Consider the following 12,990-nt stretch of genomic DNA (forward strand, 5'->3'; position numbering starts at 1 on the left):
TGCGAGCCGAAAGTAGACCGAATTTCCATGATCGATATTCTTAAGAAAACGCTTTTTTCCACAAGACTTATGGCTGTTCTTTTTTTGGTTTTTGCCGCGGCAATGGCCATTGGAACCTTTGTGGAGAGCTGGTACAGTACAGAAACCGCACGTATTTATATTTACAACACCACATGGTTTGAAGTTATCATGGTCTTTTTTGTGATTAATTTTTTTGGAAATATTTACAGATATCGTCTTTTGACATGGAAAAAATGGCCTGTACTTATTCTTCACCTTTCTTGGATTTTGATTATCGTAGGTGCTTTTGTCACCCGATACATCAGTTACGAGGGGATGATGCCTATTCGAGAGGGCGCAACGGAAAAAATATTTTATTCGGATAAAACCTATTTAACCGCTTTTGTGGATGGTGATATCAACGGGGAAACCAAACGAAGAATTTTGGAGGATGATATTTTGGTAACGCCCGAAGGTAAACGCTCTAGCTTGCCTTGGAAATCCGATTTCAATGGACAGCCTTTTTCCATCAGTTATGTGGATTTTATCAAAGGCGCAGAAAAGGGGTTGATTCCAGATGAAAATGGAAAGGAATACTTGCAAATCGTGGAAGCTGGCAATGGACAGCGCCATGAACATTATCTGGAAAACGGAAAAATAGCCAGTGTCCACAATATTCTTTTTGCACTGAACAATGAAACCGACGGGGCTGTCAACATTTTTTATGACGAAGAAAACGGTTACCGTATAGAATCTCCGTTTGAGGGTAACTTTATGCGAATGGCGGACCAATTCCAAGGCGAAGTGGCCAGTGATAGCATTCAACCTTTGCAATTACGTTCACTCTATACTATGGGAGGCATGCAGTTTGTGGTGCCCGAGCCTTTGGTTAAAGGGAGATATGGCATTGTTAAAGTACCCGATGAGGAAATTACCAAGGTTACCCAAGATGCTTTGATTGTTTCTATTTCTGCGAATGGAGAAACCAAAGAAGTAAAATTGCTAGGAAGCAAAGGAACCTCGAATTTTTCGGATAAAATTAATGTGGGCGGCTTGGATTTTTCACTGAGTTATGGATCTAAAGTGTACGAACTTCCCTTTTCCATTGAGTTGAACGATTTTATTGCGGAAAAATATCCGGGTACTGAAGTAGGCTATGCCTCATTTATGAGTAAGGTAACGGTACATGATGACCGACCTTTTGATTACGATATTTTTATGAACCATGTTTTGGATCACCAAGGATACCGATTTTTCCAATCGAGTTTTGATCCAGATGAAAAGGGTACGGTACTTTCCGTAAACCACGATTGGTGGGGAACTTGGATAACTTATATCGGTTATTTTCTGCTCTATATTGGTTTGATGGGTATTATGTTCTTTGGTAAAACTAGATTTAGGGATTTGCAGGAGATGCTCGAAAAAATAAAGGCCAAGAAAGCCGCATTGACCACTATCGCGATTTTATTTGCTTTCGTATCGGCAAACGCACAGGAAACCCACGAACATGCTTCTGTACCGACACAAGCTCAAATTGACTCAGTTATTCATGCTACAACAGTAGCCAAGGAACATGCAGAAAAATTTGGTGCTTTGGTCATTCAGGATGAAGGTGGACGAATGAAACCTGTGAACACTTTCGCTTCAGAGCTACTAAGAAAGTTGAGTGGTGATGACGAGTACAAAGACCTTTCCGCCAATCAAGTTTTCCTTTCCATGATGCTGAACCCAGGGGTTTGGTATACTACCGATATAATTGCTTTGGGCAAAAAGGAGAATGATAGTATCCGTAAGGTAATTGGAGTTCCCGAAGGAACCGAGTTTGTAAAAGCTACCGACTTTTTCGATTCAAAAGGTTCTTATAAACTAAGACCTTATCTGGAGAAAGCAACTTCCACGAACAATCCATCCAACTTTGAAAAGGACTTTAAAAAAGTAGGGGAGCGGTTGAGTTTGTTGGATATCGCTCTTAGCGGGCAAATTGTGAAGATATTTCCGTTGTTGAACGATGAGAACAACAAATGGATTTCTGCCGTGGAATACCGTTCCGGACAATATCAAGTGCAAGATTCTTTGTATTCCAATTTTATAAGGAATGCGATGCCTTATTATTTAAACTCGCTACAACAATCCATTGCTACAGGGGATTATTCTCAACCAGACAGAATGTTGGAAGCATTCCAGCAAAACCAAAAGAATCATGGTGAAGAAGTATTACCATCAGAAAACAAAATAAAGACCGAGATAATCTACAACAAGCTGGATTTGTTCAACCGTTTGTACAAGTATTATGCAATGGTAGGTGTCCTATTGTTCTTTGTACTCATTGCCAAAATATTTAAGGAGCGGAAGTTTTTGGATGCGTTTGCCTATTTGTTGAAAGGGACCATCATTTTGTTCTTTATTTGGCATACCATTGGTTTGATATTGCGCTGGTACATTTCTGGCCACGCACCTTGGAGTGATGCCTACGAAAGTATTTTATATGTAGGATGGGCGACCATGGGTATTGGTTTGGCATTGGGTCGGAAAAGTGAATTGACTATCGCAGCAAGTGCATTTGTAACGGCTATGTTATTGTGGATAGCTCACCAAAGCTGGGTGGATCCAGCCATTGCTAATTTGGTTCCTGTGTTGGATAGCTATTGGTTGATGATTCACGTGGCGGTAATCGTAGGTAGTTATGGTCCTTTAACAGTGGGAATGATCTTGGGTGTGGTTTCATTGTTATTAATGATACTTACTACCGAGAAGAACAAAAAACGGATGGACCTTGCTATTAAAGAGCTTACGGTTATCAATGAACTGGCATTGACGGCTGGGTTGGTGATGCTTACCATAGGTAACTTTTTGGGAGGCCAATGGGCCAACGAGAGTTGGGGTCGTTACTGGGGATGGGACCCCAAGGAAACTTGGGCATTAATTTCCATTATGATTTATGCCTTTGTACTGCACATGCGTTTGGTTCCAGGGCTACGCGGAAAATGGATTTACAATTTCGCTAGCATTGTCGCCTTTGCCAGTATTATGATGACTTATTTTGGGGTAAACTTCTACTTGGCAGGCTTGCACAGTTATGCAAGTGGAGACCAAGTAATAACCCCAAGCTTTGTATGGTATACGGTACTTGGGGTCTTTATTTTAGGGGGAATAAGTTTTTGGCGCTACAAAGTGCATTACGCCAAAAAATAGACTATTCTTCCATTAAAAGTTTCATGATTTCTTCGGCAGCCACCTTACCTTTTTCTTTTAGGAAAGGTCTTGAAGTGTTATCGCCCAACTCAAATACAATGGCAGGCATTCCGTGGTGCACGTAAAAGTATTTACTGGAAACCATGGTTGGGTCAATTTCATCGGAAGCGCTAATGTTGGTTTTCTTTTGAGGTAACCTTTCACTGATATGCTCTATCCAATCAAAAATTATTTTTCCTTTTTCACCTGTCACAGTGGTATCAATAGGGTAGTAAATATCATCCCAAGTCGAGTGGAAGTCAGCTCCGAAAACAAACTCATAATCCTTGTCCTTTTCTACTAGGAAATCACGAACATTTCTAGTTTCAGGCTGATTAAAGTTTTGCCAGTCCCTGTTCAGGTCAATACCGCCCATATTATGTCGCCAATGCCCGTTGTCTGCTCCATCAGGATTCATCAATGGCACTACAAAAATAGAATGTTCTTGTCTAAATTCTTGAGCAAGTTCCGAATCACCTGAAATGGTTTCAATAAAGGATTTCATGGCTAAAAACCCTGTAACTTCTGGCGGATGCTGTCTGGAAATGATCATCAAGCCCTTTTTAGCTTCTTTATTTTCATTGATTTCCATCAAGTGCATGGTTCTCTTCTCTTTGGAAAGACCAATAGGATAGTTTACTACATATGGTTTTTGGCTTAAGGAATCCACCCATTCTTTCACCACCGAAGAGGTGTAAAGTTCCTGCGCAGTAATCCATGTTGGATTTTCGTTTACACTTATGGTAAGTTCTGCAAATTCTGGTGCAGCTTTTATTCCAAAATCACCTTCTCCAGGATTAATGGCCTTAAAATTGATGCTGTCGATAGGTTTAAAATTTCTACCATCAGTGCTGATTTTCGGATAGTATCTGCTTCTGGAATCTTGATAATTAAGCTGAACCGTAATTTCTTTTTCCTCTGAAGACCAAACTTGAAAGGCATACCAAGGACTAACATTTATGGGCGTATTTTCGGCCGTCACCCAAATGGTATAATGGTCATCGCCGTCGTAGGCTACTCCATTCAAACGGGCACCTTCAAACTTATTGGAAAAAAAAGTGGTACTATCATTAAAGGCCCAAATCCCTTTCCATTGTTTTTGAATAGGCTTGTCTACCGTTGGTACAACAGGACTTTTTCCTTGACCTTGATAACCCGATTTTTTTTCGGTTTCAGCAGTTTCAGGATTCTTTTTACAGGATGATGTGAGCACCATGGAAAACAGTATTCCAATGGTAATCAAACTTTTAATACGCATGGTTTTTGAATTATTTTGAGTTGGTTTGGTTACGAAGGTAGGAACTACGAACGAAGTAGTAAATAAAAAATTATCAATATTATATCGGTTTTTTTTGCATATTTGCATCATCATGAAGTTATAAGAATTATGTACACGATAGATGTCACCATTGGCTTGGAGCCAATCAAGTAACCGAAATACTTCTCGGTTCAGCTGACATTTCAACACTTTTCTCACACATAATTCTTTGATAATGAATCATCAACATACACATACATTTAAAAAATTCATTAAATATTTCTGGATAGCTATTTCTGGTAAGGAAACAGAATATACTACAGGTAGCATTCGTAAGGCTATTTTCATGCTTTCCATCCCCATGATCTTGGAAATGCTTATGGAATCCATTTTCGCCTTGGTGGACATAGCTTATGTTTCCAAGGTAAGCGTTAATGCTGTTGCCACTATTGGGCTAACTGAATCGGTTATTACTTTGGTATATGCCTTGGCCATTGGGTTAAGTATGGCCGCCACTGCCGTTGTTGCCCGTAGAATTGGCGAAAAAGACGTTGATGGTGCCCGAATCGCAGCGGTCCAAGCCATTAGTTTGGGAGTTGTAATTTCTGTTTTAATAGGAATAATTGGAATCATTTACGCCAAGGATATTTTGGCCTTAATGGGCGGAGAACGGGATTTGATTGCAGAAGGCTACGGCTATACCCAATTTTTGATTGGGGGTAATATTACCGTGGTGCTGTTATTCTTGATCAATGCCATTTTTCGTGGTGCTGGGAATGCATCTATTGCCATGTGGGCCTTGGTGCTTTCCAATGGACTCAATATTATTTTGGATCCTATGTTCATCTTTGGCTTCGGCCCCATTCCAGAATTTGGAGTTATGGGTGCAGCGATTGCCACCAATATTGGTAGAGGAACTGCAGTAATTTTTCAATTGGGGATTCTGTTCTTTGGTTGGGGCAAGATAAAATTGATGGCCAAAGATTTGGTACTGAACCTAAAGGTAATGATCAATTTGATTAAGGTTTCTTTGGGTGGAATCGCCCAATTTTTGATTGGCACTTCCAGTTGGATTTTCCTTATGCGTATCATGTCGGAATTTGGTAGCGAAGTATTGGCAGGCTACACCATTGCCATTCGGGTAATGATGTTCACCTTGATGCCATCTTGGGGGATGAGCAATGCCGCAGCTACCTTGGTTGGTCAAAACCTTGGAGCCAAACAACCCGACAGGGCAGCTATTTCGGTATGGAAAACGGGGAAATACAATGCTATATTTATGGGAATTGTTTCCTTGGCTTATCTATTCTTTGCCAAAAGTATTATTACTTGGTTCAATGCAACCCCTGCCGTGGTTAAAAGTGGTGCACTTTGTCTTCAGGTTATTGCCGCAGGGTATATTTTTTATGCTTACGGAATGGTGGTAAGTCAGGCATTTAATGGAGCAGGGGATACCCGAACACCTACAAAGATTAATTTAATCTCTTTTTGGATGTTCCAACTGCCAATAGCCTACGTTTCGGCCATAGTTTTGGGTTGGGGTGAAATAGGTGTATTTATGGCCATTACGTTGGCTGAAGTTTTGTTGGCGGTATTGGCCATTGTTTGGTTTAAAAAAGGCAAATGGAAGAAAGTCCAAGTATGATGGGTTTCGTATCTTTATCCTAAAGAAGAAGCATCATGAATAACGATAAAAAAGGACTGAATACTATTTGTACCCACGTAGGGGAGTTGGAGGATAATGAGTTTAAAGGAGCTGTTTCTCCATTGTATATGAGCACCTCCTACCAATTCGAAGACGTAGATGTAAAAAGGTATCCTAGATACTTCAATACGCCCAACCAAGAAGCGTTGTGCAAAAAACTGGCGGCCTTGGAACATACCGAGGCTGCTATGATTTTTGGCAGTGGTATGGCTGCTATCAGTACGGCATTGATGGCTTTTCTCCAAGCGGGAGACCATATCGTGCTGCAACAGACCATTTATGGTGGAACCTATCATTTTGCCGTAAGCCAATTTGAACGGTTTGGGATTGAATATTCCTTTACTAATGGGTGGGAAGTGGAAGATTTCGAGAAAGAAATCAAACCCAACACTAAAGTGTTGTATTTGGAAACGCCATCCAACCCTTTGTTGACAATTACCGATGTAAAAGGAGTGGCCGATTTGGCCAAAAAGAAAGGAATCTTATCTATGATCGACAATACCTTTGCGAGTCCTGTCAACCAAAACCCAATTGATCTTGGTATTGATGTGGTGGTGCACAGTGCAACTAAATATATGGGAGGTCACTCCGACATTTGTGCCGGTGTGGTTGCAGCATCAAAAGAGCATATGGATAAGGTATGGCAAACAGGGATTTGTTTTGGGGGGAGTTTGAGCGATTACACGGTTTGGCTTTTGGAAAGAAGTTTAAAAACCATGGTAATCCGGGTGAAGGCGCAAAATGAGAATGCGATGAAGATGGCTACATATCTTAATCAAAATAAAGATGTGGATAATGTGTATTATCCTGGTCTGGAAAGTCATCCCGGTCATGAGTTGGCCAAATCTCAGATGTCAGGTTTTGGAGGTATGTTGTCGTTTGAATTGACGCCAGAAATAGATGCGTCCTTATTTTTTAAGGAATTAAAATTGATAAAACCTTCCATGAGTTTGGCAGGTATAGAAAGTACAATGCTTTCGCCTACACAAACCTCGCACGCGTTGATGAGTCCAGAAGATAGGGCAAAGCAAGGGATAAAAGATTCATTGATTCGTTTTTCCTTGGGTATTGAAGAGACAGAAGATTTAATAGCAGATATTGAACAGGCGATAGCCAAAGTAAAATCCATGACCGTTACGGTTTAAAAGTATATGAAATTAGACATTTTAGTATTCGGCGCACATCCAGATGATGCCGAACTTGGGGCAGGTGCCACCATTGCAAAGGAAGTTTCCAAAGGAAAAAAAGTAGGGATTGTGGATTTGACCCGTGGGGAGCTCGGAACACGTGGCTCTGCGGAAATTAGAGATAAAGAAGCAGCAAAGGCCGCTGAAATTTTGGGAGTTGCTGTTCGAGAGAACATGGAGTTTGCCGATGGTTTCTTTGTGAACGATAAAGAACATCAACTAGAACTCATCAAAATAATTCGAAAATACAAACCAGAAATTGTATTGTGCAATGCCATTGATGATCGCCATATTGATCATGCAAGAGGAAGTAAATTGGTAAGTGATGCCTGCTTTTTGAGCGGTTTGATAAAAATCGATACTAAAATGGATGGAGACGATGCATGGCAAGATGCATGGCGCCCTAAATTAGTGTATCATTATATCCAGTGGAAAAGCTTGGAACCCGATTTTATTGTGGATGTAACTGGATTTATTGAGAAGAAAACTGAAGCCATTATGGCTTACAGTTCCCAGTTTTATGATCCTAATAGTGACGAACCTGAAACTCCTATCAGCAGCAAAAACTTTACGGATAGCGTAAATTATCGTGCCAGAGATTTAGGTAGAATTATTGGGGTAGAACACGCCGAAGGATTTACAGTAGAACGCTACCTAGGTGTGGATAGCTTAGAGAATTTAATCTGATCAAGAAGCTTTTTGGTACCTGTTTAAAGCCTTAGGTACGGTAAAGAAGAAGGTAGTTCCTTTGCGCGGAACACTTTCCACCCATATTTCACCTTTGTTTTTATGCACCATTTCCTTACAAAGGGACAGACCAAGGCCTGTACCTTTTTCGTTGTTGGTACCGTATGTTGTAACGTTAGAGGAATCTTTAAAAATGGTACGCTGCATTTCAGCGGTCATACCAATACCAGTGTCTCGGATTGATATTTGCCACATACCTGATTTTTCCTCGGCATCAATGGTAATAAGGCCATTCTCAGGGGTAAATTTAATTGCGTTGCTAAGAAGGTTTCGGACAACGATATCAATTTGATGGTTATCTGCCCATATCCTTGGGTTATCCGGAAGTTGATTGATTATTTTTAAGGACTTACTATTGGCAATTTCAGATAATAATTGGATGTTGTTCACCACAAGGTTGGACAAGGAAACACGTTTTGGTTTGGTTACAACCCCATTGAGCTGGTTCATGCCCCAAGACAAAAGGTTGTTAAGGGTAAAGGATATATTTTCTACATCAGTTTTTAGTTTGGGAATAAAAGAGACCAACTCCTTTGTGGTAATCTCACCATCGGTAAACATCTTAAGGATTCCTTGTAATCCTCCTATAGGTCCTCTAAGGTCATGACCGATAATGGAAAAAAGTTTGGTGTTTGTCTTATTTATTTCATGCAACTGAGCTTCCCTTTGGGTAACCGCAAGTGATTTTTCCTTGAGCTCCTTGTTCAATTTTTTCTGGATGTTCTCACTTCTTCGAATCACAAAGGTTATAATACTAAGGATGAGAAGAATGATTACAGAAAAATAGATATAGTTCCGTTGCTTGGCAAGTGCTGCCTTGTTGGACTCAATAAGCTCCTGTTTTTCCTGTTCGTATTGTAATTTTGTCTCTAGAAGGGATAAACTTTGCTTGTTTTTATCCTTAAACAAAGAATCGGACAAACTTTTAAAAGTTTCCAGATAAGCCAATGCTTCGGCATCATCGCCATTTTTCTTGTACACCTTGTACAAAGTTTCGGAACAATCGATTTGACCTTGTATTGATTTAATCTTTTTGGAAAGGGTAAGACCCTTTTTGGCATAGTTTAAGGAAAGACTATCTTTTTCCAGTCCAAAATATACCTTGGCCATACCGTTCATTAATTGAATTTTTATCCTATCGTCTTCTATTTGATGCTTAAAAAGCATATTGCTCTGATCATACCAATAAAGTGCCCATTTATATTTTCCTTGATCAAGGTAAATATCTCCTTTCACCTCATATGCATAGGCAAGCCAATCGTAAATTTTATTCTTTTCAAAAGTGTTTATGCTTCTATTGATGTTGAACATCGCATTTTTAAAATCTTTGGCGTCCTTATAGAGAGAGGCCATATTGCTCTGCGTTTCAGCATCGATTACTTCGTCTCCCATTCTCCGGTTAATTTTTTGAACCGTATCATAGAACATCAGGGCATTTTTAAAATCCTTTTGGTCTGCATATAGACCTGCAATGTTCTCGTTAAGTATGGAGAGCATTTCTTGGTTATCAATTTTTTTGGCCAAATCGATTCCCTTAAGGTTTAGGTTTAGGGCTTCGGCATAGTTTCCTTCAAAACTATAGTTTTGAGCCAGAGCGTTTATAATGGATATTTCGGAGTCCAAGTCATCAATTTCGGTAGCAAGTTCAAGGGCCTTCTCGAACATTGGCATTGATTTATCTCGGTTACCTTTGTTGTAATAATAATTGCCTAGGGCATCCAGAGCTCTTATTTTACCATGAGTATAGTCGATATCCTTACTATATTTAAGTGCTCTTTCTGCAATGGAGTAAAGACTGTCGGTATCCAAATAACGATAGGAGAAAGCCAATCGGGTCAATAAGTTTATGTGTGTGGTATCTTTGGGGTTAAATCTATTTGTGGATTCCAAACGCTGCAGCTTATAGGACAAACTATCATGTTGACTAAAAGATTGCGCATTAACAGGAAAGGACATAAAAAGCATAGACGCACATATGACCAATCCGATGAATGGTTTCTTTGCAGAGTCTATGAAGTTTTTTTCTGACAACAATTGGTTGAAAATTATGTGTTGTAAAACTACTTTTACACTACCTTTTAAGAAATTATTTGTTGTGAAACACCCAAAAATGTGTGTTTGGTCTTAAAAACGTGCATTTTATCGGTAAATTGTACTGCCTACCTTTTAAACTTATTGCCAGCGAATTAAAAGTTGGGATTTGATGAAGACATTTAGTGTGTGATAATAAATTGATGGAATTTGAAAAATATTTTGGTTGAATCATTACAAAAAAGTATTTTTGCATCCGCTTTAAATGGTGGTTGTAGCTCAGTTGGTTAGAGCATCGGTTTGTGGTACCGAGGGTCGCGGGTTCGAATCCCGTCTTCCACCCTTAAGTTTGTAAAATCCCAAGTCTTATGGTTTGGGATTTTTTTTGTTTTTGTATTTCTGTCAATGAATTTTTCCTCATTCGTCAATTGAAACAGGCCATCCGTCAATTCAGACAAGAATTACATTTCTTTTCGAGTACTTTTCCAACAAACAACTAATACGTTTCTCTTCCCCCAGAAAAAAGGTAATTCTTTATGTTCAAAAGGTTAATACTATTTTGCCTGTTGACTCTGCAAACATTTCAGTCAGTTAAGGCAAGTATTTCAAAAGAAACAGATTCATTATTAAATAAAAAGACTGTTAGTCGGGTTTTTGATGGGTTAGGCGATAACTCACCAAATTATTTTTCAATTTCTTCCCATGCAATAAGTGAATTTGACCAAAACTATATCAATAGAAATTTTTCTAGGGATACCATCACAAATGAGCAAGTAGGTATAGCCCAAACGGTTTTTGAAAAACTGGAAGAAACTCAAAATTATATAGACCTCATTTCATCAAAAGACTTTGCAATCTTACCAATAGGTGTTAAAAAGAAGATAGGGACTATTACCTATACCATGGCCATTAATAAGGCTAAGATAATGCCTGAATATACTGAGGTTACGGCATTTGTGCACATCCGTATACCGCAATCAGAGAATGATGGAACTCCAATAGAATTATTTTTTGGTGCGGACAACATAAAAATATCCCATCAAGGAGGAATATATGGCGATGCCAATTTGGTTTTATTGGGAGATATAGGCATTCCAATTAATGGAGGTAATGGATTAGTGGCATTAAAGGGAGGCTTTGATTTGGAGACCTTGGGAAAAGGCAAGGCCTTTAAACTGGATGGTGGGATATCATCCAACGGTATTTTTTATAATTCCAACCAAGAGATGGGGCGGGAACCTTTCACTTATTTTTTACAGGGCAACCTTAATATCTCCTTCTATCAATTTAGTATGCCCATCAGTTACAGTTATTCCAATCAAGGGGAACAGTTGAACTACAATTTGCCATTTAATATTAATCGATTGAGCCTACACCCCAAATACAAGTGGGTACAAGGTCATGCAGGAAGTGTTGCCATGAGTTTTTCTCCCTATACCTTGAACGGACATCAATTTACCGGCGGTGGGGTAGAGCTGACCCCCAATGGTCCTTGGAAGGTAAGCGTTATGGCCGGCAGAATGTTAAAGGCCACCGAATTTGATGGGGACGAACAGACCATTCCGGCTTTTCAACGTATGGGCTATGGGGTAAAAGTGGGGTATGAGCAAGAGAAGTACAGTGCTGGAGTCATAGCATTTTATGCCAAAGACGATATCAACTCCATTGCACCGGTTCCTGATGAGCAAGAAATAGCACCAAAGGAGAATTTGGTGCTGAGTCTGGAGGGGTCGTATAAACTATTGAGTAATTTACAGCTCAATGCAACTTATGCCACATCCGGTATGACCCAAGATTTAAGAGCTGAAGTATTGGATTCGAGGCCATCGAATTTGGCCGGACTATTTTTGGAGGATAGAATTTCTACCGAATATTTTGATGCTTTCCGTGCAGGATTGGACTATAGTTTTGATAAATCCACCTTGGGAGTCGCCTACGAACGTATTGCTCCAGGGTACGAAACGCTTGGGGCTTATTTTTTTAACAACGATTTCGAGAACATTACGGTAAACTCCAGTACGGTTTTGTTCGATAACAAATTAAATCTAGCATTCAATATTGGATATCAAAGAGATAATCTTAAAAACCAAAAAGAGCGTTCCATGAATAGGACCGTAGGTTCTTTAAACGCTACATATAATGCTTCAGAATTATTGACGATAACAGGCTCGTATTCCAACTTTACCACTTTTACCAATGCCAGGGTAGATCAGTTTGAAGTAATCAACGATGACAACTTATTGGATGACCAATATGATGTTTTGGATTATAAACAATTATCACAAAATGCCAACATTAATATCAATTACATTCTTTCCAAAAAGGAGGATTTACAGCAAAATATCAATATAAACTATGCTTTGGCGGATGTATCCAATGCAGAAGATGGCGTGGTCAGGATTGGCAATGCCTCCACGTTTCATAACGGTAATGTTTCCTATACCATGGGATTGCCCAATAAAAATGTAAACATTACCACAGCACTCAATTGAACACTTAATACTGTGGGCATGGAAAACTCATCAACTTGGGGGCCTACTTTGAATGTCAATAACAAGTTTTTGGAGAATACGTTGAATACCAATTTTGGTGCATCCTACAATACCAGCAATTCAAAAACGGCTAGAACTAGTGTAACCAACCTAAGAGCAAACCTTTCTTATGTGTTTAAAGAGAAACACAATTTCCATTTGAATGTTATTCAGTTGTTCAAAAGTTTGTCTACGGGTAAAAGGAATGAACTCACCGTTACTTTTGGGCACAGTTATAGTTTTTAAAATAAAAAAAGCTTTTATTTATAAGGGCTTTATATTTTTTACGAATAAGATTTA

Annotated in this window: 8 protein-coding genes and 1 tRNA gene; 7 read left to right on the forward strand and 2 right to left on the reverse strand. The window is 39.3% G+C overall.

Annotation, left to right across the window (positions count from 1 at the left end; genetic code table 11):
* The first annotated feature begins 27 nt into the window (after positions 1 to 27).
* A complete protein-coding gene (locus D2V08_RS16070) occupies positions 28 to 3,192 on the forward strand; it encodes a cytochrome c biogenesis protein (RefSeq protein WP_119609386.1) in 3,165 nt (1,054 codons plus the stop codon).
* A 1-nt stretch (position 3,193) separates the two neighbouring features.
* Here the strand turns inward: D2V08_RS16070 and D2V08_RS16075 are convergent, their stop codons facing one another.
* Positions 3,194 to 4,489, reverse strand: coding sequence for a M14 family metallopeptidase (locus tag D2V08_RS16075; protein ID WP_119609688.1), 1,296 nt, complete (start codon positions 4,487 to 4,489; stop codon positions 3,194 to 3,196).
* Positions 4,490 to 4,724: 235 nt separating this feature from the next.
* Here D2V08_RS16075 and D2V08_RS16080 point away from each other — a divergent pair, with 235 nt between their 5' ends.
* The 3 genes from D2V08_RS16080 to bshB1 are packed head-to-tail and all read left to right on the forward strand — an operon-like array spanning position 4,725 to position 8,068.
* Positions 4,725 to 6,134 carry an MATE family efflux transporter gene (locus tag D2V08_RS16080; RefSeq protein WP_119609388.1) on the forward strand — a complete coding sequence of 470 codons (1,410 nt, stop codon included), beginning with the start codon at positions 4,725 to 4,727 and terminating at the stop codon, positions 6,132 to 6,134.
* A 35-nt stretch (positions 6,135 to 6,169) separates the two neighbouring features.
* Entirely contained in the window at positions 6,170 to 7,339 is a 1,170-nt protein-coding gene (locus D2V08_RS16085; protein WP_119609390.1) for a trans-sulfuration enzyme family protein, read from the forward strand.
* A 6-nt stretch (positions 7,340 to 7,345) separates the two neighbouring features.
* A complete protein-coding gene (bshB1, locus tag D2V08_RS16090; protein ID WP_119609392.1) occupies positions 7,346 to 8,068 on the forward strand; it encodes a bacillithiol biosynthesis deacetylase BshB1 in 723 nt (240 codons plus the stop codon).
* Here the strand turns inward: bshB1 and D2V08_RS16095 are convergent, their stop codons facing one another.
* The gene (locus D2V08_RS16095) at positions 8,069 to 10,039 is read right to left on the reverse strand and encodes an ATP-binding protein (RefSeq protein ID WP_245980608.1); all 1,971 of its coding nucleotides are present in this window, start codon (positions 10,037 to 10,039) and stop codon (positions 8,069 to 8,071) included.
* 387 nt (positions 10,040 to 10,426) lie between these two features.
* Between D2V08_RS16095 and D2V08_RS16100 the strand changes: the two genes are divergently transcribed.
* From D2V08_RS16100 to D2V08_RS16110, 3 genes are all read left to right on the forward strand, one after another.
* Positions 10,427 to 10,502, forward strand: a tRNA-His gene (locus D2V08_RS16100).
* Between the two features lie 193 nt (positions 10,503 to 10,695).
* Positions 10,696 to 12,651 carry a hypothetical protein gene (locus D2V08_RS16105; protein WP_147374170.1) on the forward strand — a complete coding sequence of 652 codons (1,956 nt, stop codon included), beginning with the start codon at positions 10,696 to 10,698 and terminating at the stop codon, positions 12,649 to 12,651.
* An 18-nt stretch (positions 12,652 to 12,669) separates the two neighbouring features.
* Positions 12,670 to 12,936 (forward strand): hypothetical protein, encoded by a 267-nt coding sequence (locus tag D2V08_RS16110; RefSeq protein ID WP_119609398.1) that lies wholly within the window; start codon positions 12,670 to 12,672, stop codon positions 12,934 to 12,936.
* Positions 12,937 to 12,990: the final 54 nt, after the last annotated feature.

The sequence above is a fragment of the Flagellimonas lutimaris genome (genome assembly GCF_003581615.1).
Taxonomy (GTDB): Bacteria; Bacteroidota; Bacteroidia; order Flavobacteriales; family Flavobacteriaceae; genus Flagellimonas; species Flagellimonas lutimaris.